Source organism: Neisseria sp. MVDL19-042950 (genome assembly GCF_030504625.1).
In the GTDB taxonomy this organism is placed as follows: Bacteria; Pseudomonadota; Gammaproteobacteria; order Burkholderiales; family Neisseriaceae; genus Neisseria.
The window spans coordinates 170,172-195,666 of record NZ_JAUKWH010000005.1 but is presented as its reverse complement, the minus strand read 5'-3'; the positions used below and the strand labels follow the sequence as shown (position 1 = coordinate 195,666).

General features: G+C 51.3%; 25 protein-coding genes and 1 other RNA gene. 12 read left to right on the top strand and 14 right to left on the bottom strand.

Features of this window, described 5'->3' with window-relative positions; genetic code table 11:
* Positions 1 to 42: 42 nt before the first annotated feature.
* Positions 43 to 1,206 (bottom strand): cytochrome-c peroxidase, encoded by a 1,164-nt coding sequence (locus Q0X97_RS06545; protein ID WP_302066572.1) that lies wholly within the window; start codon positions 1,204 to 1,206, stop codon positions 43 to 45.
* Positions 1,207 to 1,640: 434 nt separating this feature from the next.
* Between Q0X97_RS06545 and Q0X97_RS06540 the strand changes: the two genes are divergently transcribed.
* From Q0X97_RS06540 to Q0X97_RS06510, 7 genes are all read left to right on the top strand, one after another.
* Positions 1,641 to 2,630, top strand: a complete 990-nt coding sequence (locus Q0X97_RS06540) for an NAD(P)H-dependent glycerol-3-phosphate dehydrogenase (protein ID WP_302066571.1) — start codon at positions 1,641 to 1,643, stop codon at positions 2,628 to 2,630.
* Positions 2,631 to 2,744: 114 nt separating this feature from the next.
* On the top strand, positions 2,745 to 3,101 hold the full coding sequence (locus Q0X97_RS06535; protein WP_302066570.1) for a hypothetical protein: 357 nt from the start codon (positions 2,745 to 2,747) through the stop codon (positions 3,099 to 3,101).
* A 4-nt stretch (positions 3,102 to 3,105) separates the two neighbouring features.
* Positions 3,106 to 3,402 carry a cell division protein ZapA gene (locus tag Q0X97_RS06530; RefSeq protein ID WP_302066569.1) on the top strand — a complete coding sequence of 99 codons (297 nt, stop codon included), beginning with the start codon at positions 3,106 to 3,108 and terminating at the stop codon, positions 3,400 to 3,402.
* 13 nt (positions 3,403 to 3,415) lie between these two features.
* Positions 3,416 to 3,593: non-coding RNA, 6S RNA (gene ssrS / locus Q0X97_RS06525), on the top strand.
* Positions 3,594 to 3,833: 240 nt separating this feature from the next.
* Entirely contained in the window at positions 3,834 to 4,262 is a 429-nt protein-coding gene (gene rplM, locus Q0X97_RS06520) for a 50S ribosomal protein L13 (protein ID WP_085366043.1), read from the top strand.
* 9 nt (positions 4,263 to 4,271) lie between these two features.
* Positions 4,272 to 4,664, top strand: coding sequence for a 30S ribosomal protein S9 (gene rpsI, locus Q0X97_RS06515; RefSeq protein ID WP_085389204.1), 393 nt, complete (start codon positions 4,272 to 4,274; stop codon positions 4,662 to 4,664).
* Positions 4,665 to 5,351: 687 nt separating this feature from the next.
* The gene (locus Q0X97_RS06510) at positions 5,352 to 5,597 is read left to right on the top strand and encodes a GlsB/YeaQ/YmgE family stress response membrane protein (RefSeq protein WP_302066568.1); all 246 of its coding nucleotides are present in this window, start codon (positions 5,352 to 5,354) and stop codon (positions 5,595 to 5,597) included.
* Positions 5,598 to 5,725: 128 nt separating this feature from the next.
* On the opposite strand, the gene ubiG is transcribed toward Q0X97_RS06510, so the two are convergent.
* Both ubiG and Q0X97_RS06500 read right to left on the bottom strand, forming a co-directional pair.
* Positions 5,726 to 6,445: a bifunctional 2-polyprenyl-6-hydroxyphenol methylase/3-demethylubiquinol 3-O-methyltransferase UbiG gene (ubiG, locus tag Q0X97_RS06505; RefSeq protein ID WP_302066567.1), complete on the bottom strand. Its 720-nt coding sequence runs from the start codon at positions 6,443 to 6,445 to the stop codon at positions 5,726 to 5,728.
* Between the two features lie 40 nt (positions 6,446 to 6,485).
* Positions 6,486 to 6,758 carry a GIY-YIG nuclease family protein gene (locus Q0X97_RS06500; protein WP_302066579.1) on the bottom strand — a complete coding sequence of 91 codons (273 nt, stop codon included), beginning with the start codon at positions 6,756 to 6,758 and terminating at the stop codon, positions 6,486 to 6,488.
* Positions 6,759 to 6,939: 181 nt separating this feature from the next.
* On the opposite strand from Q0X97_RS06500, the gene Q0X97_RS06495 reads away from it, so the two are divergent.
* The gene (locus Q0X97_RS06495) at positions 6,940 to 7,866 is read left to right on the top strand and encodes a LysR family transcriptional regulator (RefSeq protein ID WP_302066566.1); all 927 of its coding nucleotides are present in this window, start codon (positions 6,940 to 6,942) and stop codon (positions 7,864 to 7,866) included.
* Positions 7,867 to 8,091: 225 nt separating this feature from the next.
* Here the strand turns inward: Q0X97_RS06495 and Q0X97_RS06490 are convergent, their stop codons facing one another.
* The gene (locus tag Q0X97_RS06490; RefSeq protein ID WP_302066565.1) at positions 8,092 to 9,078 is read right to left on the bottom strand and encodes an RluA family pseudouridine synthase; all 987 of its coding nucleotides are present in this window, start codon (positions 9,076 to 9,078) and stop codon (positions 8,092 to 8,094) included.
* Positions 9,079 to 9,520: 442 nt separating this feature from the next.
* On the bottom strand, positions 9,521 to 9,664 hold the full coding sequence (locus Q0X97_RS06485) for a hypothetical protein (RefSeq protein WP_302066564.1): 144 nt from the start codon (positions 9,662 to 9,664) through the stop codon (positions 9,521 to 9,523).
* On the opposite strand from Q0X97_RS06485, the gene Q0X97_RS06480 reads away from it, so the two are divergent.
* Positions 9,663 to 12,539, top strand: a complete 2,877-nt coding sequence (locus tag Q0X97_RS06480; RefSeq protein WP_302066563.1) for an Rne/Rng family ribonuclease — start codon at positions 9,663 to 9,665, stop codon at positions 12,537 to 12,539. The genes Q0X97_RS06485 and Q0X97_RS06480 overlap by 2 nt on opposite strands.
* 232 nt (positions 12,540 to 12,771) lie before the next feature.
* Here Q0X97_RS06480 and Q0X97_RS06475 read toward each other — a convergent pair whose 3' ends face one another.
* The 5 genes from Q0X97_RS06475 to Q0X97_RS06455 form a co-directional block, all read right to left on the bottom strand.
* The gene (locus Q0X97_RS06475; protein WP_302066562.1) at positions 12,772 to 13,086 is read right to left on the bottom strand and encodes a DUF2628 domain-containing protein; all 315 of its coding nucleotides are present in this window, start codon (positions 13,084 to 13,086) and stop codon (positions 12,772 to 12,774) included.
* Between the two features lie 105 nt (positions 13,087 to 13,191).
* Positions 13,192 to 14,943: a phosphoenolpyruvate--protein phosphotransferase gene (gene ptsP, locus Q0X97_RS06470; RefSeq protein WP_302066561.1), complete on the bottom strand. Its 1,752-nt coding sequence runs from the start codon at positions 14,941 to 14,943 to the stop codon at positions 13,192 to 13,194.
* 1 nt (position 14,944) lies between these two features.
* Positions 14,945 to 15,214 carry an HPr family phosphocarrier protein gene (locus tag Q0X97_RS06465; protein WP_302066560.1) on the bottom strand — a complete coding sequence of 90 codons (270 nt, stop codon included), beginning with the start codon at positions 15,212 to 15,214 and terminating at the stop codon, positions 14,945 to 14,947.
* Entirely contained in the window at positions 15,208 to 15,630 is a 423-nt protein-coding gene (locus Q0X97_RS06460; protein WP_302066559.1) for a PTS sugar transporter subunit IIA, read from the bottom strand. The genes Q0X97_RS06465 and Q0X97_RS06460 overlap by 7 nt, the downstream gene beginning before the upstream one ends.
* Before the next feature lie 165 nt (positions 15,631 to 15,795).
* Positions 15,796 to 16,353, bottom strand: coding sequence for a hypoxanthine-guanine phosphoribosyltransferase (locus Q0X97_RS06455; protein ID WP_085389195.1), 558 nt, complete (start codon positions 16,351 to 16,353; stop codon positions 15,796 to 15,798).
* A 218-nt stretch (positions 16,354 to 16,571) separates the two neighbouring features.
* On the opposite strand from Q0X97_RS06455, the gene Q0X97_RS06450 reads away from it, so the two are divergent.
* The 3 genes from Q0X97_RS06450 (at position 16,572) to fabF (ending at position 20,499) form a co-directional block, all read left to right on the top strand.
* Positions 16,572 to 18,575, top strand: a complete 2,004-nt coding sequence (locus Q0X97_RS06450; protein ID WP_302066558.1) for a prolyl oligopeptidase family protein — start codon at positions 16,572 to 16,574, stop codon at positions 18,573 to 18,575.
* Positions 18,576 to 18,873: 298 nt separating this feature from the next.
* Complete coding sequence (gene acpP / locus Q0X97_RS06445; RefSeq protein WP_054599558.1) at positions 18,874 to 19,110, top strand: acyl carrier protein; 237 nt, start codon at positions 18,874 to 18,876, stop codon at positions 19,108 to 19,110.
* A 141-nt stretch (positions 19,111 to 19,251) separates the two neighbouring features.
* Positions 19,252 to 20,499: a beta-ketoacyl-ACP synthase II gene (gene fabF / locus Q0X97_RS06440; protein WP_302066556.1), complete on the top strand. Its 1,248-nt coding sequence runs from the start codon at positions 19,252 to 19,254 to the stop codon at positions 20,497 to 20,499.
* Between the two features lie 328 nt (positions 20,500 to 20,827).
* On the opposite strand, the gene Q0X97_RS06435 is transcribed toward fabF, so the two are convergent.
* The 4 genes from Q0X97_RS06435 to Q0X97_RS06420 all read right to left on the bottom strand — a co-directional run bounded on the left by Q0X97_RS06435 (position 20,828) and on the right by Q0X97_RS06420 (position 25,483).
* Positions 20,828 to 22,426: an isocitrate lyase gene (locus tag Q0X97_RS06435; RefSeq protein ID WP_302066555.1), complete on the bottom strand. Its 1,599-nt coding sequence runs from the start codon at positions 22,424 to 22,426 to the stop codon at positions 20,828 to 20,830.
* Positions 22,427 to 22,887: 461 nt separating this feature from the next.
* Entirely contained in the window at positions 22,888 to 23,757 is an 870-nt protein-coding gene (locus tag Q0X97_RS06430) for a lipid A biosynthesis lauroyl acyltransferase (protein ID WP_302066553.1), read from the bottom strand.
* Positions 23,758 to 23,973: 216 nt separating this feature from the next.
* A complete protein-coding gene (ruvC, locus tag Q0X97_RS06425) occupies positions 23,974 to 24,516 on the bottom strand; it encodes a crossover junction endodeoxyribonuclease RuvC (RefSeq protein WP_302066552.1) in 543 nt (180 codons plus the stop codon).
* Positions 24,517 to 24,685: 169 nt separating this feature from the next.
* Complete coding sequence (locus Q0X97_RS06420; protein ID WP_302066551.1) at positions 24,686 to 25,483, bottom strand: sulfite exporter TauE/SafE family protein; 798 nt, start codon at positions 25,481 to 25,483, stop codon at positions 24,686 to 24,688.
* Positions 25,484 to 25,495 lie beyond the last annotated feature (12 nt).

Here is a 25,495-nt window from a genome sequence, read left to right as displayed (position 1 = left end):
AAATTCAGACGGCCTTTCATCTTCACCAACTTATACTACGCATTATTTATTAATAGGATGCGTTTCCGGCGCTGCAGACTCCGGCAACTCTGGCAATACAAGCGCAGATTCGGGAAGCGGAGCAGACAAAGTACCCAAGAACGCTACAATGTTATCCACTTCTTCTTGCGACAATTGTTTGCCAAGCTGGGTTTCAGCCATGATGCTGACAGCTTTATCCAACTCCCACACGCTGCCGTCGTGGAAATAAGGATAAGTACGGGCAACGTTACGCAGACCTGGAGTACGGAAGAAGAATTTATCGCTTTCGGCTTTAGTTACCTCAAAACGGCCTTCATCATGTTTTGTACTGCCGGTGTATTTCCAGTACGGGCCTTTAACCAAACCGAATTTTTGGAAAGAATCACCGCCTAAATTTGTACCTGCGTGACAAGCGATACAGCCATTGCTGATAAATGAACGTACACCTTTGCGCTCTTTCTCATTCAGCGCATTAACGTTGCCTTTCAAATATTCATCCCATTTAGAAGGTGTCAACAGAGTCCGCTCGAATGCACCGATGGCATTGGTAATGTTGGCAATTGAAATTGCACCGTTATTTTCCGGGAAAGCTGCTTTAAACAAATCAGCATATCCGGGAATGGCAGCAACCTTCTTCTCTACAGCCGCATGGTCGGGCATCGCCATTTCCACCGGATTAATCAACGGGCCGCCTGCCTGTTCTTCAACTGTTGCGGCACGGCCATCCCAGAACTGGCTGCCCAGCAAGGCTGCGTTTAACACGGTAGGCGAGTTACGCGGACCGAACTGACCTTTAAAGCCCTGACTGGTCGGCAGATTGTCAACACCCGCAGTAGCAAGGTTATGACATGTGTTACAGCTTACAGTATTGCCTCGCGATAAACGCGGATCATGCCAAAGTTGCTGACCGAGTTTTACCTGAGCTTCGGTAAACGGACGCAACTTTTGTACTTCCTCACTGTTCGGCAGCGGCTTGAAAATACCTTGGGCCTGCTTCAACAGCTCTAAATCTTCAGATGAAGCATTGCTGTTATCGGCAGCAGCAGGCGCAGAAGTTTCCGCAACCGCAGTTTCCGCCGCTTTGGAAGCCGATTGTTCGGCAGTATCGGCAGCTTTTTCTCCACATGCCGAAAGAGCCAGCAAAACGGCCACGGCAAGAGAGGCTTTACGAGTGGTTTGGTTCATGAAGATTTCCTCCAAAATAAAACAGTCAAAACAAGTAAATATATGTTTTTATCTACGCTTCCACCATAGTGAATATATTTGTCTATACCTTATCCTCCATTTAGCCTGCGGCCCGTGTCACACGAAACAGACAATCTCAATACCTGCCAAAACAGAGATTTAATCCGCATAAAAAATTTATACAAACACATGGAAGTATAGTGGCATAATATTTCGCCTTATTTGCCTAAAATCAAATTTTAACGCCACCATTAACGATATATATCACTACGATAGTTTTTTATTTCAAACCCTGACACGTCCCTTTCAGGTGTAATCGCGCTTGAAACAATATTAAGACGACCCACTTTCAATTTTCTTACACAAATCGCTTAAAACTTGCACCACAAGCATGATTGTTTTAAAGTGGAGAACAATTTTTTCGGGAGAAAAACATGAAAATCACCGTAATCGGCGCAGGTTCTTGGGGAACTGCACTTGCTATTCATTTTGCACTGCACGGCAACGAAATATCTATGTGGGCGAGAAATACCGAACACATGAAATCCTTACAACAAGACCGCGAAAACAAACGTTATTTCCCCTGCTTCAAACTACCGGATGCCATTAAAGTCCACACTGATCTGGCAGAAGCCCTGCCCAATACGGAACTGGTAATCATAGCCACCTCGGTTGCCGGCTTACGCGACAGCGCACAACTTCTCGTGCAAAACAACGCCGGCCACCTACCCGTATTAACCGCCTGTAAAGGCTTTGAACAAGATACCGGCTTGCTCACGTTCCAAGTGGTTAAAGACGTACTGCCCGAAAACGACAAAATCGGCGTGCTCTCCGGCCCCAGTTTTGCCCAAGAATTAGCCAAACAACTGCCTTGCGCCGTTGTTTTAGCATCAGAAAACAAAGGCTGGATTGAAGAACTGGTAGGCCGTCTGAATACCACCGTATTACGTTTATACGGCAGCAAAGACGTTATCGGTGTAGCCGTAGGCGGAGCCGTAAAAAACGTTATGGCCATCGCCACCGGTCTTTCAGACGGCCTCGGCTACGGCTTGAACGCTCGAGCCGCACTGGTAACCCGAGGATTGGCGGAAATTACCCGACTGGCCGTTTCCATGGGGGCGCAACCCAAAACCATGATGGGATTGGCCGGCATCGGCGATCTAATCCTTACCTGTACCGGCGCACTCTCGCGCAACCGCAGAGTAGGCTTAGGTCTTGCGGAAGGCAAAGAACTGCATACCGTACTCCTTGAAATCGGACATGTATCGGAAGGCGTGAGCAGCATTGAAGAAGTATTCAACATGGCTTGCAAACACCAAATCGACATGCCCATCACCCAAACCCTGCTCCAACTCTTACGCAAAGAAATGACCGCCCAACAAGTGGTAGAACGCCTGATGGATAGGGAAGCCCGATTCGAATAAAAATGCCTTTAAAATACAAGGCCGTCTGAAAAAACATACGTTCAGACGGCCTTATTTGACAGCATCTTTCATCCCGACTATGCTTGCCCCCATATCAACCGAGTGGTGCACAAAATGAATCAGTCTCTCGACAAACTCGAAATCAGCGTTTACCAACTGGTACAAAAATTTGAAACCCAAATTGGCGAAAACAAACGCCTGCAACAAGAAATCGCCCGCCTACATGACGAAATTACCCGTCAAAAGCTGGCGCAAGAACAACAAAAAAACGAACATGAAGCCGCCGTCGACGAATTAAGCGAGGCCTTGCTGATACAAGTCAATAAACTCAAAGACGACCTGCAAGGTAAAATCGACAGTCTGATAGCCGAAAACCAAAAATACCGTGATGCCTTGCAACACAATGCCGATCACATCCGCACCCTGTTGGCACGCCTCCCTCAAGAAACCGCCGAAACCTCTGGAGAATAAACCGATGAGTATCGAACAAGTCAGCTTAGAAATCATGGGACGCACCTTCAATATCGGCACACCTTCAGAAGAAAAAGCCACCCTGTTGCAAGCCGTAAACATGTTGAACCAAAAATTCGACACCATCAAACAAAGCGGCCGCATCGTCGAAACCGACAAAATCATCATCATGGCCTCTTTGAATTTAGTGCACGATTTATTGAAAATGACGGTAAAAGATGATTTGGCAATTGGCGAATTTGAGCGTAAAATAACAGACATGATTAATACTTGCGAGAAAGTATTATCCAAGTCAGCCTAATCAGGCCAAAGCTCTCTCCCTGCGGTGTTCGCGAAGGCATACATTCCTTTGAACCAATACATTCGCTTAAGGTTGCCGGGAGTTGCAGTGGGCGTGAGCGTCTTCACAGATGCACCCGAAACTGCCCGTGGCGACCGCCTTGTCAGCAAGGTTCAAGCGGATTCAGCCTAAACGGCATCAGCGGGGATCCCCTTTCCAAAATACCGCCCTGAGGCGGTATTTTTATTTTACGGAAATCAAAAGATTTCGTTGCACGACGGGAAAACCTTTGCTTTCATCGGTGCAAAGGCGAAATGCTGCAAATACAACATATATCAACTGATACCGTTGCGAACGCTCTATAAATTTTTCAGACGGCCTAAAGCGGATTGACAGAAATTCAAATTCTCTCTAAAATCGGCAACTTTCTATATCTATCTGGATTACCCCTTATGAAAACCTTTTCAGCTAAACCGCACGAGGTGAAGCGCGAGTGGTTTGTTGTTGACGCTCAAGACAAAGTTTTGGGCCGCGTTGCAGCCGAAATCGCCCGCCGTTTGCGCGGTAAACATAAGCCCGAATACACCCCTCACGTTGACACCGGCGATTACATCATCGTTATCAATGCCGACAAACTGCGTGTAACCGGTAACAAAGCCTTAGATAAAAAATACTACCGCCACTCCGGCTTCCCCGGCGGTATTTATGAGCGTAACTTTACCGAAATGCAAGAGAAATTCCCTGAGCGCGTTTTGGAAAAAGCCGTTAAGGGCATGTTGCCGAAAGGCCCCTTGGGTTACGCCATGATCAAAAAACTGAAAGTATACGCCGGCTCCGAGCACGGCCATGCTGCCCAACAACCCAAAGTTTTGGAAATCTAAGGACACGACATGAACGGTAAATATTACTACGGCACAGGCCGCCGCAAAAGTTCAGTGGCTCGTGTATTCCTGCAAAAAGGTACCGGCCAAATCATCGTAAACGGCCGTCCCGTTGACGAATTCTTCTCACGCGAAACCAGCCGCATGGTGGTTCGCCAGCCTTTGGTTCTGACCGAAAATGCTGAAACTTTCGACATTAAAGTAAATGTCGTAGGTGGTGGTGAAACCGGCCAATCAGGTGCCATCCGTCACGGCATTACCCGTGCTTTGATCGACTATGATGCAGCTTTGAAACCTGCCCTGTCTCAAGCCGGCTTCGTTACCCGCGATGCTCGTGAAGTGGAACGTAAAAAATTCGGTCTGCGCAAAGCACGCCGCGCCAAACAGTTCTCAAAACGTTAATCTGTTTGTGGAAACATCGAAAGCTCTGCTATTGGCAGAGCTTTTTTCTTGCTTTTGACTTTATTCACCACTTTCATTTTTAAGGCATTTAATTTGTTATTGGATATTTTCAAATCAGTATTTTGTTAATTTACTTCTTTTTTATCAATACCCAACACATTTCATCTTCAAAATAAAGTTGCCGGCTGAAAATATAGCCAATCAACTTATTTTTATCATGGTTCAGCCGTGCTCGAGCTTGGTCCGAGCATCCTCTAAGGCTACTGGAACTCGAAATACTCGGATCAAGCCCGAGCATGATAGACGTACTATTTTTTTAAGTTTATTTGCCATAGCACCAGCGATACAAAAAAACCGTTTATACAGCTTGCCTTGCCACGATACCGCTATTTGAACGAAATCTCTTTTCTCAAATATTCCGAAAATCGGGAAATAATCGAAAATTTCCTGCAAATGCACTCAATTTCTTCATTTTTCATAAAATTGTTGTGTTTATCCTATATCTACCGTTTTCAAATCAAAATTCTTTTTATTTTTTGAAAAGAAACGCAAGTTTGAAGGACTGCTACATATATAACATGTATGATGTTTTTAGATTATGTTTATTACATTTCAATTGGCAATCAACACAATTACACATCAATACGAATGCAATATTTATTTAACTCAACAACATGAGAGGAAATTATGGGCTGGTTAGTTACCATTATCGTCGGTTTCATCGTAGGCGTATTAGCGAAATTTCTGCATCCGGGTAAGGAAAATTTAGGCTTTATCATGACTACGTTACTCGGCATTGGCGGTTCGTTATTGGCCGGTTTTGTCGGCCAATCTGCCGGTTGGTATGAAGTGGGCGAGCCTGCCGGCTGGATTGCCTCCACTATTTTCGCCGTTATCATTCTGGCAGTTTATACCCGCTTGATTAAAAAGTAATCACATCCTCATTAAGAGCAAACGTAAATTGTCTGCTTTTTAATTATGCTCTGTTGCCCTTCGGCAAAATTCATCAAAAAGGCCGTCTGAATAGTTTTTCAGACGGCCTCATCATTTAAATTTCTCAATTATGCAGGTTTGCAGGCAACCATGTAGTTGACATCCGTGTTATCGCCCACCGAGTAGATTTTGGTAAGCAAATTATAGGTCAGTCCTTTGGAATCGATAATATCCAACCCTGCTTGGCGGCACATACGGGCGAGTTCGGCGGGAGTGATGAATTTCTGCCAGTCGTGCGTACCGCGCGGCACCAACCCTAAAATATATTCGGCACCGACAATGGCATGCACATAAGATTTGGGATTGCGGTTGATGGTAGAGAAAAACACCATGCCGTCGGGCTTAACCAGTTTGGCACAGGCGGCAACGATGGCGGCGGGGTCAGGAACGTGCTCCATCATTTCCATGCACGTTACCACATCGAAACTGTGCGGTTTTTCGGCAGCCAAATCTTCGACACGTACACAGCGGTAGTCAACGTTGACAACGCCTTCATCCAATGCGTGCAATTTGGCTATTTTCAGCGATTTTTCGGCCATATCGATACCGCTCACGTGTTTGGCTCCGTGCTTCGCCATGCTTTCGGTCAGGATGCCGCCGCCGCATCCCACATCCAGTACGGTTTTGCCGGCAATTTGCGCGTGCCGGTCGATATAATTCAGGCGCAGCGGGTTGATGTCATGCAACGGTTTGAATTCGCTGGTTTTATCCCACCACTTATGGGCAAGCTGGCTGAATTTGTCGATTTCGCTGTGATCGACATTGTGCTGGTGCTGGCTGTTCATCATATTGATCCTTATGGAAACCGGCTGGAATTTTATACCAAACTCAGGCCGTCTGAAAATCGTCCAGTGCCGCCCATAACTGCCGTTTCTGTTCGGCCTTGAGCTTTTTTATCAAAGGTTCGGTGCGGACGGCCTGTTCGCGGGAAACTCCGATATACACCAGCCGCATGGATACCGGCTTGTGAATCCGCATGTATTTTGCGCCTTTCCCTGCCGCATGCGCGGCAAAACGGGCTTCGGGGCGGTTGCTGATGCCGCAATAGAGCGAACCGTTTTCACACAGCACCAGATACACACACCAACTGCCGTCTGAAATTTGTTCGGGCAGGGAAAATCGGGAAAGATATTCGGCAGGTTGCATAGGTAATATGGTTTCAGACGGCCTCTAAGCAACTATTCTAGCATCCCGCAAGCCGTCTGAAAGCAAGTGCGGCAATTTGCACACCCATATGAATTATTTTAATATGGCCGCATTTGTATCATGCCGTCTGAAAAATATGGATTCCATCATTGAGCTGCGCTACCTCAAAACCCTGCTAGCACTGGAAGAAACCGGCAGCGTATCACTGGCTGCCAAGCGCGTATTCCTTACCCAATCTGCCTTGTCGCATCAGATTCGTGCGTTGGAAAACCACTACGAAACGCCGTTGTTCGAGCGCAAATCCACGCCTCTGCGCTTTACTCCTGCCGGCGAACGCCTGCTCCAGTTGGCGCGTGATTTACTGCCCCAAGTAGCCGCGGCGGAACGCGATATGGCGCAGATTATCGAAGGCGAGGCGGGCGAATTGCGTTTGGCGGTGGAATGCCACACCTGTTTCGACTGGCTGATGCCCGCTATGGGCGAGTTCCGCCCGTTATGGCCGCAAGTGGAATTGGACATCGTATCCGGCTTCCAAGCCGATCCGGTGGGATTATTGCTGCAACACCGCGCCGACTTAGCCATCGTATCCGAAGCCATACCGCAATCGGGCATTACTTACCAACCGCTGTTCGCGTACAGCATGGTCGGCATCTGCGCCAAAGACCACCCTCTTGCCGCCAAAACCGTATGGGAAGCGGAAGATTTTGCCGATGAAACGCTGATCACCTATCCCGTGCCCGACGATATGCTCGACCTGCTGCGCAAAGTGCTGCTGCCCAAAGGCATCAATCCGCCCCGCCGCCACAGCGAATTGACGATTGCGATTATCCAACTCGTTGCCAGCCGCCGCGGTATTGCCGCCCTGCCCTATTGGACGGTGATGCCCTATCTCGAAAAAGGTTACGTGATTTCCCGCCCGATTACCGAAAACGGCCTGCAAAGCGAACTCTATGCCGCCATGCGTGCAGAAGACATAGGAAAAACCTATCTGGAAAACTTCTGCCAAATTGTGCGCGAGCGCGGCTTTGCCGACTTGCCGGGGCTGAGCGTTCTGGAAATGTAAGCCGTTCAAATTTAACTATATAGCAAGAGGCCGTCTGAATATTTTTTCAGACGGCCTCTTACCATCTTTTCGGCGGGTTTAAGAGCCAACCGAACAAGTACGGTATGGCATGCCTGCTTCATCTGTGGAAACATGATACCGATTGCTTGAGGCCGTCTGAAAGCGAACCTTGCGAGCTTCGCTTTCAGACGGCCTTTTGTCTTTCCACTTCAAAACCTCAACCCGTCATTCCGCTTTCTGCTGATGCGCCAACACCGTAACCAACTGTTCCAACTCTTGCGGCAACGGGGCAACCAGTTTCAGCGGTTCGCCCGTCAGCGGGTGCTGCAAGTGCAACTCCGCCGCGTGCAGAAACATCCGTTTCAAACCCAGCTTCTGCAAGCGTTTATTGGCCTGATAATCGCCGTAGCGTTCGTCGCCCGCAATCGGGCATTGCTGCGACTGCATGTGCACGCGGATTTGATGGGTGCGGCCGGTTTTTAAGGTGGCCTCTACAAAAGTCAGATCGGAAAGGCCGACCTGATGCAGCAGGCCGCCTGAAAAACGCTTCAGCACGCGCAGCACCGTGTGCGCATGCTGGCCGTTTTCACTCACGCGCACCATCTTTTCGCCTTGCGCACCCGTGTATTTGAACAGCGGCAGTTTCACATTCAGCTTATCCTGCGCCAGCCTGCCCACGCCCAACGCCAGATAAACTTTTTTCGGGTGGTCGTTGCGGATGGCTTCGTGCAGCTTCACCAGCGCACTGCGTTTCTTGGCCACCATCAGCAGCCCGCTGGTATCTTTGTCCAGCCGGTGCACCAACTCGAGATAACGCGCTTCAGGGTGGGCGCGGCGCAATTGTTCGATCACGCCGAAACTCACGCCGCTGCCGCCGTGCACCGCCACTCCGCTGGGCTTGTTTACCACCAGCATCGCATCGTCTTCGTAAACGATTTCAAAATCGCGCGCAGGCACGGGCATGTTTTCAGACGGCCTCTGCTTTTCGGCAATGCGCACCGGCGGAATACGCAAAACATCCCCCGCTTCGATGCGGTCGGTCGGCTTGCAGCGTTTTTTGTTCAAACGCACCTCGCCCGCACGGATGATGCGCTGGATATGGCTTTTGGGTACGCCTTTTAAAATTTTGATTAAAAAATTATCCAGCCGCTGCCCCGCATCTTCGTCGGAAATGCTGATATGGTTAACCAAGTCTTTGCTAATTGTCGGCATTTTCTCTATAATCCGCTTACGTTTTCAGGCGTTGCCGCCCGAATAATCAGGCCGTCTGAAAACTTATTGTAAACTGGAATTTTATACTAAAAAGCACGCCACAAAGCATTTCCTTTACCTGCCGCCAAGCCGGGCAGGTAAAGACGTAATTAAGTTTAACCTTTTCCGGCAGGCCTTCCGACCCGGCATAAGACGCACCCGAACAAACATGTGCGCAGCCCTCGGCAGTACAACCGCCGGACAGTAATGAAGAAGACGGCTCAGATTTTTCGTGTTTCGCGCAGCATAGACACCAAAGCGGAACCACAGGCATTGCCGATACGCTGTTTACACCCTTCCGCCGCCGCTCGCCGGTGCAGTTGCATGCGGATGCAATCAGAAATACCGCCGGTACATTTTTACACAATAAAAGGCACAAACCCTGTAAACACAAGCAGTTATTTCAAAGCGATGCCCATTGCTCTTTATACTCCTTCTCGTTCGGATAACGCCCCACACGCCGTTTCAGACGGCCTGAACATTGGCGGCTTATAAGCGTTGAAAACTGATTACACGCCTCGTGGGTGCTCGAAAACGAGGTAGTCATGAAACGTATGCTATTTAATGCCACGCAAGCCGAAGAGCTGCGCGTGGCGATTGTTGATGGACAGACCCTTTTGGATCTGGACATCGAAACGCTGGGCAAAGAACAGCGTAAAGGCAATATCTACAAGGGTATCATCACCCGCATCGAACCGTCGCTGGAAGCGTGCTTCGTCGATTACGGCACCGACCGCCACGGTTTCCTCCCCTTCAAAGAAGTTTCCCGTTCCTATTTCCAAGACTACGAAGGCGGCCGCGCCCGCATCCAAGACGTGCTGAAAGAAGGCATGGAAGTCATCGTGCAAGTCGAAAAAGACGAGCGCGGCAACAAAGGCGCGGCCCTCACCACCTTTATCAGCTTGGCCGGCCGTTATCTCGTGCTGATGCCGAATAATCCCCGCGGCGGCGGCGTATCGCGCCGTATCGAAGGCGAAGAACGCCAAGAACTGAAAGCGGCTATGGCCGAATTGGACGTACCGCGCGGCATGAGCCTGATCGCACGCACCGCCGGCATCGGCCGCAGCGTGGAAGAGCTGCAATGGGACTTCAACTACCTGCAACAACTGTGGCAGGCCATCGAAGAAGCCGGTAAAGCGCACAACGAGCCTTACCTGCTGTTTATGGAAAGCTCGCTGCTTATCCGCGCCATCCGCGACTACTTCCGCCCCGACATCGGCGAAATTCTGGTCGACAACCAAGAAGTGTACGACCAGATTTCCGAATTTATGTCGTATGTGATGCCCAACAACGTAGGCCGTCTGAAACTTTATAAAGACCACACGCCGCTGTTTTCGCGTTTCCAAATCGAACACCAAATCGAAAGCGCATTCTCACGCAGCGTCAGCCTGCCCTCCGGCGGCGCGATTGTGATCGACCACACCGAAGCACTGGTTTCCATCGACGTTAACTCCGCCCGCGCCACCCGCGGTGCCGACATCGAAGATACCGCCTTCAAAACCAACATGGAAGCCGCCGAAGAAGTCGCCCGCCAAATGCGTTTGCGCGACTTGGGCGGCTTGGTGGTGATCGACTTCATCGACATGGAAAACGCCAAGCATCAGCGCGACGTAGAAAACGTCTTGCGCGATGCCCTCAAAAAAGACCGCGCCCGCGTGCAAATGGGCAAATTGAGCCGCTTCGGCCTGCTCGAGCTTTCCCGCCAACGCCTGAAACCCGCATTGGGCGAAAGCAGCCATATCGCCTGCCCGCGCTGCGCCGGTACCGGCGTCATCCGCAGCATCGAATCCACTGCTCTGCATGTGTTGCGTATCGTTCAGGAAGAAGCCATGAAAGACAACACCGGCGAAGTGCACGCGCAAGTGCCGGTTGATGTGGCCACGTTCCTGCTCAACGAAAAACGCGCCGAGCTTTTCGGTATGGAAGAACGTTTGGACGTATCCGTTTTCCTGATTCCCAACATCCACCTCGAAAACCCGCACTACGAAATCACCCGCGTGCGTACCGATGATGTGGACGACAACGCCGAGCCGAGCTACAAGCGCGTAGCCGCACCGGAAGAAGACGAAAACGCCAAACCTTTCGGCGGCGAAAAAGCCAAAACTACTCGCCCCGAACCGGCCGTAAAAGGCGTGAAACACACCCAACCGGCACCGATTGTAAACACCCCGTCCGCCCAAGCATCGTGGTGGAGCGGTTTCAAAAACTGGCTGGGTAAAATTTTCGGCACTTCCGCGGCAGAAGAAAAAACGGCCGATTCCGAAAAAACCGAAAAACGCAGCGCAGGCGGCCGCCAGAATGCACGCCGTTCTTCCAACCGCCGTAACAACCCGCGCCGCGGGCAAAATGTCAAACGTCAGGATACTGACGGCGATAAAGCCGAAACGGAAAGCAAAACCGTCAAACTGACGGAAGAAAAAGACAGCGGCGGCCGCAGCAACCGCCGCAGCCAACCCGACAACAACCGCGAACGCAGCGGCCGTCAAAACCAAAGCGCCGATGAAGACCGCCGCAACGATGTTGTTCAAGCGGAAGAAGCTGAAAACAGCCGCAACGAACGGCAAAGCGGACAATCGGGCCGCCGCCGTCGCGGTGGCCGCAATGAAGAAAAAGCCATTGCCGCCCCGTTGGCAGCCGTTGAAACCGCCGATACCGCAGCGGAGCCCCAAGTTGACGAGGTAAACGAGGCCGAAGTGCCTGCCGAAAGCACCTCCGACTCGAATGAAAACCGCAACAACCGCCGACGCAACGGCCGCAACCGCGACCAACGCGATCAGCGCGAACGCCGCAGCAACGCTAAAAAACGCAATATTCCGTCCGCCGCGAAAATTGAACAATATTTGAGTATCGAAGAAGCGGGTAACAAAGTGCGTTTTGCCGTAGCGCATATTTTCGGCGAAGAAATCGAAACTCCGGTTTCCATTCCTGTTGCCGCTCCGCTGGCCGACACCTTCATTACCAAATCCGAAGATAATGTGCCGCTGGTGGTCGTGGTGCCGCAGGACGAGCACGAACCTGCGCCGTTATTGTTCGCCATTGAAGACGACCACGACGACACGCTTCCCGTCGCCTCTCATGCGGAACAGGATTTTGTGATACAGCCCATCGATAATGTGGAGCAAGCCGTTGCCGGGGTTGTGGGCGCACCGCCTTTTGAATCCGTTATACCCGCAGAACCGGACACTGCGGCAACCGTAGCCGAAATTGTTGAAACGGCCGAAGTTGCACCCTTACAGCCTGCCGTCGACAGCTTGGATTTAGGCGGTCTGATCTTGGTGCAAACCCGTACCGAAGCATTGGAGGCCGCCTTATCGCAAGCCCAGCCCGAGGCGGTAAACGGCTTGCGTCGCTCGGATGTACCCAAAACCGTTGAGGCCGACATTTCGGACGCTCCGATGGTTCAGATTGAAACCCGTCAATAAACCGACGGTTTCAAAAACGCACAGCCCGACTGTTTACTCAGCAGGGCTGTTTTATTGAGGCCGTCTGAAAACAAAATAATCCGGCAGATAATCGATCCCTTGTTTTTCAGACGGCCTCAATCGGTATTATTGTTCGAAAGGATTCCAACTCTTCGATCTTTTAACCTTGTGCAGATAATAGGCCCGATTTGCCGTCAAAGCATAAAGCGCGGCAAATGCAAAACCTACTCCCCTATTGATGGCATCTAACAGTGTGCTCGGTGATATCGGGAGCAAAAAGCATTATCGCCACATCAAGCAGAATGGAACAAATCACGGTAATGCCCAACAAGGTCAAATTTTTTCGCCACAAACCCAAAACGAAAAAATAGATAAAGCCGAAAAAGAAGGCTATGAAATTGATTAAATAAAGATTTCGCTGCATAAACGGCACGGCTTTGATAGCGGCTTTGAATTCCGGCGCTTTGGGATTGGTGCCGTATTTGTCGAAAAATTCAAATCTCTTTTGCCATTTGCCGCTCAGTTCCGAATAATCATTGGTGTTCATTTTGCCTCCCTTTCAATTGCGGTAAAACCAAATCAAATATGCCATTATATTAAAACAACAGGCCGTCTGAATAGTTTTCAGACGGCCTGCCGCACACTTGCCGGTTTACACGATTTCCACTTCCGCGTTCATGGTTTTCAGCATTTTTTCCACTTTTTCCGGATCTTCGCTGCGCATCAGACGGGCGGTTTCATTCTCCAGATTCATTGTATTGCTGCGCAACACGATATCCTTCACCGCCAGCAGGTTGTTGGGATTCATCGAAAAGCGGCGCAGCCCCATGCCGAGTAACAAGCGGGTAAATGTGGTGTCCCCTGCCATTTCCCCGCAAATCGACACGGTTTTGCCCACGCGGTTGGCCGTACGGATAACGTGCTGTATCAGTTTGAGCACGGCGGGATGGCTCGGCTGGTAAAGATAGCTTACGGCATCGTCGCCGCGGTCCACCGACAAGGTGTATTGAATTAAGTCGTTGGTGCCGATGGAAATAAAGTCGACATGTTTCAGCAAACTGCCGACGGTCAGCGCGGCGGACGGTATTTCGATCATGCAGCCGACGGAAACTTCCCCGAAAGGTTCGTTACGCTCGGTAAGCTGCCGTTGGGCGGTTTCAAGATGCACCAAACATTGTTTCAACTCGGAAATGGAAGCAATCATCGGCCACATCATTTTTACCGGCCCGTGCACGGCGGCCCGCAGAACCGCCCTCATCTGGGTGCGGAACATCACCGGCTCGGCAAGGCACAGGCGGATACCGGTCAGCCCCAGCGCAGGGTTGATGCTGCCATTGGGCGTGCCGCTCTGGCCGAACCAACGCGGGTTTTTATCCACGCCCAAATCAACGGTGCGGATGGTCAGGTTTTTGCCTTTGAGCTTTTTAACGAAATGGCTGTACACCTCGTATTGCTCGTCTTCAGACGGCATCGTGTCGCGGTTAAGGTAGAGGAATTCGCTGCGGAACAGGCCGACACCGTCGGCTCCCATATTGTGAAGCTGTTTGATGTCGTCGAGCGATTCGATATTGGCCAGCAGTTCGATATTTTGACCGTCTTCGGTGGTGGCGGCGGTTTTTTTGATTTTATTGAGCTCGCGCTTGCGGTTGCGGTATTCGCGGGCGCGGGCGCGGTATTCGTTCAAAACCACTTCGTCGGGGTCGATGAGCAGTATGCCGTTGATACCGTCTACAATCACCCATTCGTTTTCGGTAATCAGTTTGCGGGCGTTGTGCAGGCCGATAACCGACGGGATATCCAAGCTGCGGCCCAAAATCGCGGTATGGCTGGTCGGGCCGCCGGCATCGGTAACAAACGCGGCAACGCGTTGTTCTTTGAAGTAAACGGTATCGGCGGGAGAAATATCGTGCGCCACCAAAATGGTGTCTTCCAGCAGGTTGGCATCAAGGTTCAATTCGTTGCTCAAGCCGACCAAGTTGTTGTAGATGCGCTCAACCACCTGAAGCATGTCTTGCTTGCGTTCGCGCAAATAGGCATCGTCTATTTCGTCGAACTGTTGCGCCAGCTTGTCGGTTTGCTGTTTTAACGCCCATTCCGCATTGATAAACTGCTCTTCGATGATATCGACGGGTTCGCGCGACAGGGTAACGTCGGTCAGCAACATCAGATGCAGCGAAATGAACGCCCCAAGCTCGGTGGGGGCGTTTTCGGGAATGGCGCTGCGCAACTGTTCCAATTCCTTTCTGGAAACTTTAACCGCTGCTTCGTAACGTGCTACTTCGGCCGGAATGTCTTTTTCTTCCACATCATACTGCGGCACTTCGGTCATGCCGCGCGTAATCAGATGGGCGCGCCCGATAGCAATGCCTTTGCCGGCACTCACGCCGTGTAACACGATACTCATTTTATTCGCCTTCGCCGAAATAATCGTTGATTAAATCCACCAATGCCTGCATTGCGGCCGCTTCGTCGGCACCGTCGGTTTCCAGTTCCAACACCGTACCTTTGGCCGCCGCCAGCATCATCAATCCCATAATACTTTTACCATTTACCCGTTTGCCGTTTCGGGTTACCCAGACTTCGCTCTGAAACTGCCCCGCCGTTTGGGTAAACTTGCTCGAAGCACGGGCATGCAGGCCGAGCTTGTTAATGATTTCAATCTCCTGTTTCAGCATGCTTCGTGCTCTCCTTCGGGCGGGCTGGTAATGGATAAAATGCCGTTAACGGCGGCCTGTTTCACGGTTTTGGTAAAGGCCGTGAGATCCTCCGCCGAAGCCGAATACTGCACTGCCTTCACCATCATCGGCGCATTAAGGCCGGTGAGCATGGCCACTTTTTCTGGCACGACCAACTGGCGAGCGGCATTGCACGGTGTTGCGCCGAAAATATCGGTGAGCACCAACACGCCTTGCCCCTCGGGGTCGATTTCGCTAATCAGATTTTGGATTTTTGCAATGATTTCGTCATGCCCGTCGTTCGGCTCCACCCCCAAAAGGCGGATATGCGGCGGCGTTTCCATAAAGAAATGCTGGGCCAACCCACGGTAAGCGGCTCCTATGGCCTCGTGGGTAACAATGATGATGCCTATCATAAAAATATCCTGTTTGGCCTGCGGTTCGGATGCAGGCTGATGTTTAAACGGGAAATATTATAAGTGAAACCGTGTGCCGGATATACAACGGGCCGTCTGAAAACGGCTTTTCAGACGGCCTTCAAACAAGACGGCGTATGTAACGGCACGTTTTCCGGCTGCGGATTACTGCTCGCGCAAGGCGTATACCGCGCCCAGATTGCGCCATGCACCGGCTGCGTCCATACCGTAGCCGAACACATAGCGGTTGGGCACGTTGATGCCCACATAATCGGCCGTAATCGGTTTTTCTTTATCAATCAGTTTGTTGGCAAACACGGCAGTTGAGCATGATGCGGCTCCCAATGCCAACACCTGCTCTTTGATGGCGGCCATGGTATGCCCTTCGTCGAGAATATCGTCGAGAATCAGTACATGGCGGTCGGCCACGCTCTCTTGCGGTGCGCGCAACCAGTTGAAGTTGCCACCTTTCAATTTGTCACCGTAGCGTGAAACATGAACGTAATCGAAATCCAAAGGGAAACGCAGCAGCGGCAGAAGCTGGCCGGTAAACACCACCGCACCACCCATCACCGGTAAAACCAGCGGGTATTTCCCGCCCAAATCGGCTGTGATTTCGTCTGCAAGGCGTTGCAATTTGCGGCGGCATTCGTCTTCATCGAACAGCAGTTCTGCGCTGTCGAGCATGGCTTGGGTGTAACGGCGTTTGGTTTCGATGTCCATTTTCAATCAATTCGGTAATACAAGTAAAACCGCATTATATTACAGCACTTGCCTTCCCGCTGCTTTTTAAGGTTTCTCTTGCAACGGAAACCATAACCTTAGGGTTTTATTTTTACATACGAACGGAGCCGGCACACTCCGTCAGGCCGTCTTAAAAGCATCATAGAGGCCGTTTGACTATATAATCCGTTTTTCCTTTTTTCAGACGGCCTCCAGCCATGCAAGACCCTTATATCCGCTTAGAAGACCTCGCCGATCCCGCCACACAGCAATTTGCAGCAGAAGCCCATACGGAAACACAGGCACGCTTTACCACCGGAGACTCCTTCCGGCAAACCGTCGCCGACATCGTGAAGCAGCTGCAAAACCCGCGCCAGATTGCGTTTTGCGAGGAACACCACGCACGAATGTATCATTTCCACCAAGACGAAGAACATCCCAAAGGCGTGTATCGGGTGTGCTCGGCAGCATCGTACCGCTCGGGCTACCCCGAATGGCAGACTTTGTTTTCGGTAGCCGACTTCGACGACATACTGGGCGACGATATTTATCTCGGCGGCGTATCGCATTACGTGGAACAACCCGAACGGGTGCTGCTTACCCTCAGCCGCGCCGGAGCCGACACCGCCTACACGCTCGAATTCGATTTGGGCAGCGGCAAAATCGTAGAAGGCGGCTTTCACTTTCCCGCCGGTAAAAACCATATTTCATGGCGAGACGAAAACAGCGTATGGGTCTGCCCCGCTTGGGACGAACGCCAAACCACGCAGGCGGGTTATCCGCGCGAAGTATGGCTGGTCGGGCGCGGCCAAAGTTTTGAAGAAAGCACGCCGGTTTACCGAATGGATTCAGACGGCATGATGGTCAACGCTTGGCGCTACCTCGATGCACAAGGCGCACCGATCGACTTAATCGAAGCCTCTACCGGCTTTTACACCAAAACCTATCTGCAAATCTGCGCCGACGGCCAAACCGTACCGCTGAACCTGCCTAAAAACTGCGAGCTTTCCGGCTATTTGGCCGGCCATCTGATGCTGCACTTGCGCGACGACTGGAAACGCGCCAACCAAAGCTATCCCGCCGGCAGCTTGGTGGCAGTCAAACTCAACAAAGGCGAATTGGGCACGGCACATCTGCTGTTTGCCCCCAACGACTCCCAAGCGCTGGAATGTGTCGAAACCACCAAACGTTTCGTAGTCGCCAGCCTCCTCGACAACGTATCGGGCCGTCTGAAAGCATGGCGTTTTTCAGACGGCTTCTGGCAGGAAGCAACCCTGCCCAAGCTGCCGCAAGGCGCGCTCGAACTGACCGACCAACCGTGGGGCGGCGATGTGCTGTATATCGCCACCAGCGACTTCGTTACCCCGCTCACCCTGTTTGCACTCGACTTGAACGTGATGGAACTGGTGGTCGTGCGCCGCCAACCCAAACAATTCGACACCGCCGGCATCCGAATACGCCAATTCCACGCCCTGTCCGACGACGGTACCGCCATACCCTATTACCACGTCGGCAAAAACACCGCACCCGACACCCCCAACCTCGTTTATGTGTACGGCGGTTTTGCCGTGCCCGAACTGCCGCACTACATGGGTATTATCGGCAAATACTGGCTCGAACAAGGCAAATCCTTCGTTTTAGCCAACGTGCGCGGCGGCGGAGAGTTCGGCCCTCGCTGGCACCAAGCCGCGCAAGGCACCGACAAACACAAAAGCGTCGACGACCTCTTGGCCGTCGTGCAAGACATCAGCGCGCGCAAACTCAGCTCGCCGCAACACATCGGCTTGCAAGGCGGCAGCAACGGCGGATTAATCGTTGCCTCCGCATTCGTGCGCAAACCCGAAAGTTTCGGCGCAATGGTATGCGAAATGCCGCTAACCGACATGCTGCGCTACCCGTATTTATCCGCAGGCTCAAGCTGGGTCGACGAATACGGCCACCCCGAAGACCCCGTTTTTCAGACGGCCTTATCCCGATTGTCGCCCTACCACAACCTTTCAGACGGCCTCGCTTACCCGCCCGCCCTGATCACAACCAGCCTGAGCGACGACCGCGTCCACCCCGGGCATGCCTTGAAGTTTTACGCCAAGCTGCGCCGCCTTTCCCCGCAAAGCTGGCTGTATGTCGGCGGAGCCGGTGGACACACGGGCAATTCGACGCAGGAAGACTCCGCCGCCGAATTCACCTGCATCCTGCATTTTCTCAATAAATTTTTAGAGTAACCGCCTGAGAATTATTAATTATTTCAAGAGCCGACCGACATTTTCCCCACACCTGGCACACCGGCTGCAAACCAACGCGCTTTTTATCGAACATAAGGCATAACTTGCTGACAACAAAACAAAACCAAAAGGCGCTTGTCGTTCAAAATCAGCCTATGATAATATGCCGCATAATCCATTACCGTTTCAGCCGGCGTAGAAACCCGCTTTATAGATGGAAAACTCTAAACGAATTCGGTACAATCGTACCGAATCAACTTTTTTGAAACCGCCGCAAGGCATAAAAGGATCGACCGACATGTCAAACATTGAACAACAAGTTAAGAAAATTGTTGCCGAACAACTGGGCGTTAACGAAGCCGAAGTAAAAAACGAATCTTCTTTCCAAGACGATCTGGGTGCAGACTCTCTGGACACCGTTGAGCTGGTAATGGCTCTGGAAGAAGCTTTCGGCTGCGAAATCCCCGACGAAGAAGCCGAAAAAATCACTACCGTGCAACTGGCTATCGACTACATCCAATCACACAGCGCCTAAACGCATATTTCTTATTCAATCGGCCTCTGTTGCGGGTTTGCCTGCTATCAGAGGCTTTTGGCATATTAAACCATCTAAAGCAGGGTTTCAGACGGCCCGTACCATCCTAAAGGCCGCCGCCCTTATCACAGCGAGACAATTATGAGTCAGAGAAGAGTAGTCATCACAGGTTTGGGGCAGGTATCCCCTGTGGGCAATGATATTTCTACCGCATGGAGCAATCTGCTTGCAGGTAAAAGCGGTATCGACACCATCACCCGCTTTGATGCCTCTGATCTGGCCTGCCAAGTCGCAGGCGAAGTAAAAGATTTCGATATCGGCGAATACATCAGCCCCAAAGAAGCCCGCCGCATGGACGTTTTCATCCACTACGGCATCGCCGCGGCCTTGCAGGCCATTGCCGACGCAGGCTTGGATAGCGTAGAAAATCTGGATAAAGACCGCGTGGGCGTGAATATCGGTTCGGGTATCGGCGGCTTGCCCAGTATCGAAGCCACCGGCAGAACCGTAGTAGAAAACGGCTCCCGCAAAATCAATCCCTTCTTTATCCCCGGCTCGCTGATCAACCTGATTGCCGGCCACGTTACCATTCTGAAAGGCTACCGCGGCCCCAGCTACGGCATGGTTTCCGCCTGTACTACCGGCGCACACTCCATCGGCGATTCGGCCCGCATCATCAAATACGGTGATGCCGACGTGATGATTGCCGGCGGTGCCGAAGGTGCGGTCTGCACATTGGGCGTAGGCGGTTTTGCTGCGATGAAAGCCCTTTCCACCCGCAACGACGACCCCAAAACCGCTTCCCGCCCGTGGGACAAAGGCCGCGACGGTTTCGTTATGGGCGAAGGCGCAGGCGTTTTGGTGCTGGAAGAATTGGAACATGCCAAAAAACGCGGTGCGAAAATTTATGGCGAACTGGTCGGCTTCGGCATGAGTTCCGATGCCTTCCACATTACCGCCCCGAACGTAGAAGGCCCCGCCCTCGCCGTTACCCGCGCTCTGAAGGATGCAGGCTTGAACCCGGCAGATATCGATTACGTCAATGCGCATGGCACTTCCACCCCGCTGGGCGATGCCAACGAAACCAATGCCCTGAAACTGGCTTTGGGCGACCATGCCCGCAAAGTAGTGGTGAATTCCACCAAGTCTATGACCGGCCATCTTTTAGGTGCGGCCGGCGGCGTGGAAGCCGTGTATAGCGTTTTGGCGGTGCACCATCAAAAATCACCTCCCACCATCAATATCTTTGAGCAGGATATCGAATCGGGATGTGATTTGGACTACTGTGCCAACGAAGCGCGCGATCTCAAAATCGATGTGGCCATCTCCAACTCGTTCGGTTTTGGCGGTACCAACGGCACATTGGTTTTCAAACGCTTTACCGGTTAACTCCGTCCATCGGAAAACCGTACCATACAAAAATCATGCCCGGGCTTCCCCGGGCATTTTCATTTTGTGCTTTTTAATCCGCCGCCTAAGGGAACGCTTTTATCGGCAATAGAAACTCGGAACCGCTCCCATATCGCCCATATAAAAAAACAGCATTAAAAAGGGGCAACCCGAAAGGGATTGCCCAAATACCTCAAATCAGAGATTTACGCTTCACAAACAATACAGGCTTGCGCCTGTCTTCATCCGCACAGCTCAACTCTATGCAGACAAAGGAGGTAGTTTCAGACGGCCTCCGAAGGTAAGTAAGGCCGTCTGAAACATTCTCTTACGAGAATTGGTTCATGGTGTTGTCTTTACCGCCTGCTTTGAGGGCAGCTTCACCGGCAAAGTATTCTTTGTGGTTGTCGCCAATGTCCGAACCGGCCATGTTTTGGTGTTTCACGCATGCGATGCCGTTGCGGATTTCTTGACGTTGAACGTTCTTCACATAAGCCAGCATACCTTCGTCGGCGAAGTAGCCTTTTGCCAGAGTGTCAGTTGACAATGCGGCGGTATGGTAAGTCGGCAGAGTGATGAGGTGGTGGAAAATACCGGCTTCGCGTGAAGCATCACGTTGGAAGGTGCGGATTTTCTCGTCGGCTTCTTTAGCCAAATCGGTATCGTCGTAATCGGCGCTCATCAGCTTGTCGCGGTTGTAAGCAGATACGTCTTTACCGGCTTCTTTCCAAGCGTCGAACACTTGTTGACGGAAGTTCAGCGTCCAGTTGAACGACGGGCTGTTATTGTACACCAGCTTGGCGTTCGGGATAACGGCGCGGATTTTGTCCATCATCTCTTTGATTTGGCCAACGTGCGGTTTTTCGGTTTCAATCCACAGCAGATCGGCACCGTTTTGCAGAGAGGTAATACAATCCAACACTACGCGGTCGATACCGGTGCCTTTGCGGAATTGGAACAGATTGCTCGGCAAGCGGGTCGGCTTGATGGTTTTGCCGTTGGTGTTCACGATCACATCGCCGGGTTTCACTTGGCTCAGGTCGGTGATTTCTTCGCCGTCTAAGAAGCTGTTGTATTGGTCGCCCAAGTCGCCTTTTTCGGCAGAGAACGCGATTTGTTTGGTCAGGCCGGCACCCAAAGAGTCGGTACGGGCAACGATTACGCCGTCGTCAACGCCCAGCTCTAAGAATGCGTAGCGTACGGCATTGATTTTCGCTAAGAAATCAGAGTGCGGTACGGTTACTTTACCGTCTTGGTGGCCGCATTGTTTCTCGTCGGATACTTGGTTTTCGATTTGGATACAGCAAGCACCGGCTTCAATCAGTTTTTTCGCCAACAGGTAAGTGGCTTCGGCGTTACCGAAACCGGCATCGATGTCGGCAATAATCGGTACAACGTGGGTTTCGTAGTTGTCGATTTGGTTTTGGATTTCTTTGGCTTTGGCAGAATCACCGGCTTTGTTGGCATCATCCAGCGCGGTAAACAGCAAGTCCAGCTCGCGGGCATCGGCTTGGCGCAGGAAGGTGTAGATTTCTTCGATCAACTCGGGCACGGAAGTTTTTTCGTGCATAGATTGGTCGGGCAGCGGGCCGAATTTGGAACGCAAACCGGCAACCATCCAGCCTGAGAGGTATAAATAACGTTTGTCGGTGGTTTTTTGGTGTTTTTTGATGGAAATTAATTTTTGTTGAGCAACGAAACCGTGCCAGCAGCCCAATGATTGGGTGTATTTGCCGTGGTCGGCGTCGTATTCGGCCATGTCTTTACGCATAATGGCGGCGGTGTATTTTGCGATGTCCAAGCCTGTTTTGAAGCGGTTTTGCAAACGCATGCGGGCAACATATTCGGGGGTGATGTTGTGCCAGCCGTTGCCGTTTTTCTGTTTCAGCTCGCCTGCAACTTTAATCTCGTTTTGGTAATTTGCCATTTATTTCTACTCCTTTGTTCTCGCTTGATTTTTGGATAACCGGCATACATCAAATTTTATGTAACTCGGTGTAGTCGGAATGTACCCTCTTTTTTTCAGATTGCCAAGCCCTCGCAACAAAGTTTTTGATTTATATAGAGGTTCTCATTAAAACCGAAAGATAGCGTTTTTTGAAATTTTTAAAAGTATTTTAAAAAGAAAGCAGGCTTTTTAGCCAATTTCTGCTGATTTTTCAGAATTTATTATCAGCGGAAAGAGATGGAAATTTTGTTTTTACGATAATGATAAAATAGTAATAAATTGAATTTTAATAAAATTTATTTTCTATTTTTTAAAGAGAGGCACAGATAAAACCAATAGAAATAGTAACTTGAAAAGTTAAATGTAGTCGAATGAAATTAAATTTCAGATGGCCTGAAAAATCCGATTCACCGTGCATACATTCAAAATAAAAGAAACCGTTAATAAAACCCTGCCTCGCCTTCGGGACGGGTTTTAAAACGTTTGTGTAGCCAGAAATATTGTTCGGGGTGTTCGCGTACCCGTGCTTCGATAAAGTCGTTCATGCGCTGGGTATCGGCTTCGGCGCTTTCGCTGGGAAAGTTTTCCCATGCCGGATAAAAGCGCAGCGTAACCGTGCCGTCTGCTTCGCGGGTGGGAATGGCGGGAATCACTTTGGCTCCGGTAAGCGCGGCGATACGGCTCAATCCGACAATGGTGGCAGTAGGGATACCGAAAAAGTTTACAAAAATCGAATCGGCACGCCCGAAATCTTGGTCGGGAAGATAAAGAAACGGCGCGCTGCTTTTTTTAAGCTGTTTGATAATCGCCCGCAACCCTTCCGTGCGGCCGATCAGAAATACATTGTTATAGCGGTGGCGGCCTTTGAGTATTTGCCCGTCCAACGTTTCATTTTTCTGATTGGAATACATGCTGACCAAAGGCACGTCTTGATTGAGCGTGTAGACCGCCATTTCAAAAGCGGTGAAATGCGGGTACAGCAAAATCACTTTTTCATCGGCAGCCAAAGCATTGTCGAGATGGTGCTTATCCTGATAGCGCACCAAGCTGCGCAGGCGGTCTGCCGAAGCATACCAATACAGGCCGTATTCGAGCATGAGCTTGGCCATGTGTTGGAAATGGCATTTCAGCACGGTTTGGCGTTGTGCTTCGCTCCATTCGGGAAAACATTTTTGCAGATTCACCGTACCGACACGACGGCGCGGCACCACGGCGTAATAGGCCAGCCAACCGATAAAATCAGCCAGCTTCTGAATTGCACGGAATGGCAGCAGTTGGATCAGATAAAGGATAAAAAAAGCAAATTTCATGACAGCCCGTTCAGACGGCCTCGATTAGGGAACGGTGCATTATAGCGGATAAAACGGCAGAATTTTCAGAAATGGCCGACGCGCGGGTAGGCATCTTTGCAGCAACGTCGGGGGTTGGTAGGGGGCAAAACGCGGCAGCCCCGACATGCGGAAATCTGCCGCAGATGCCGTTTGCAAAGGCTTTCGACCGCTTCCCCCAGAGTAAAATCGAAGCGCTTAAAGCTGAAACCGCCCGCGCTTGATTTGCAAACCGCCCTGTTGCAATTGTGCGGCAAGGCTGTGGTTGCGCAAAGCGTGGGTTAAGGCGACGGCTAAACCATCGGCGGCATCGGCCTGCGGCGTGCCCGACAAGCCCAACATCTGCACCACCATATGCTGCACCTGCTCTTTTGCCGCCTTGCCCTTCCCCACCACGGCCTGCTTCACTTGCAGGGCGGTGTATTCAAACACCGGCAGGTTACGCATCACCAAAGCCGCCATCGCCGCCCCGCGCGCCTGCCCGAGCATCAGTGTGGATGCGGGGTTCACATTCACAAACACCTGTTCGATAGCGGTTTGCTGCGGTTGGTAAAGGGTAATGATTTCATCAATATGCTTCACAATCACCGCAATCCGTTCTGCCAGCGGCGCGTCCGGCGGGGTTTTGATGCAGCCGGACGACACATAAAAATGCTCGCGCCCGCGCACATCAATCACGCCGAAGCCGGTAACGCGGCTGCCGGGGTCTATGCCTAAGATACGGACGGAGTGTTGGGCCATAAGGAAACATTCTTTTCAGACGGCCTGAACCCTTCGACAGAGCATCGGCCTGATAAAACGCGGATTATAGCCCAAGCGGTGGAATTCATCATTATCGGCAGCCCGAAGCAAAAGGCCGTCTGAAAACCTTCCAATAAAAGTTTTTTCAGACGGCCTCTCAGCATCCTTGCTACTTCAGCAACATATTCAAAGCAATCAACAGCAGAAAAACGGCAAAAGCGCGTTTCAACACCATCACCGGCAAAACGTTGGCGGCATTCGCGCCCAATTTGGAAGTGAAAAACGAGGTCGACACAATGCCCGCCAGCGCAGGCAGATAAACGTATCCGAAAGAATAGGCGGGAAGATTCGGCACATGCCAACCGCCGATGACAAAACTCAAAGTCGCCGATACCGCCAGCAGGCCGCCGCACAACGAAGCCGTGCCGATGGCTTTTTTGATTTCCACGCTGCGGCCGTTCAGAAACGGCACCACGAATGCGCCGCCGGAAATGCCGCCCATGCCCGACAATGCCCCGATAACCAATCCGCCGACAATCAAAACTTTTGAAGAGAGCGACTTGCCGTTTGTTTTCAGGCTTGGTTTCAGCGACAACAGCATTTTCAGCGCCAGATAAATCACCAAGCAGGCAAAAATTTTCGACACCACCGCTTTGGGCAAGCTGCCCGCCAGCAAGCCGGAAACGAATACCGCCAGAATCAGCGCAGGGGCGAGATACTTTGCGGCCTGCCAATTGATGTTGCCGAAACGGTAATGTCGGTGGCTGGCGGAGAAAGCCGTGATCACGATGGTGGAAAAAGACGTGCCCAGCGCAATCGGCAACGCCAAATTGTCGGCCACGCCTGCTTGCGGCAGCAGGTAAAACAGCACCGGCACAATCACCAGCCCGCCGCCGATGCCGAACAGTCCGGCCAAAAAACCGGCAACTGCCCCCAGCAGCATGCAACTCAATACGATAACCAACATTTCTTTTTCCTT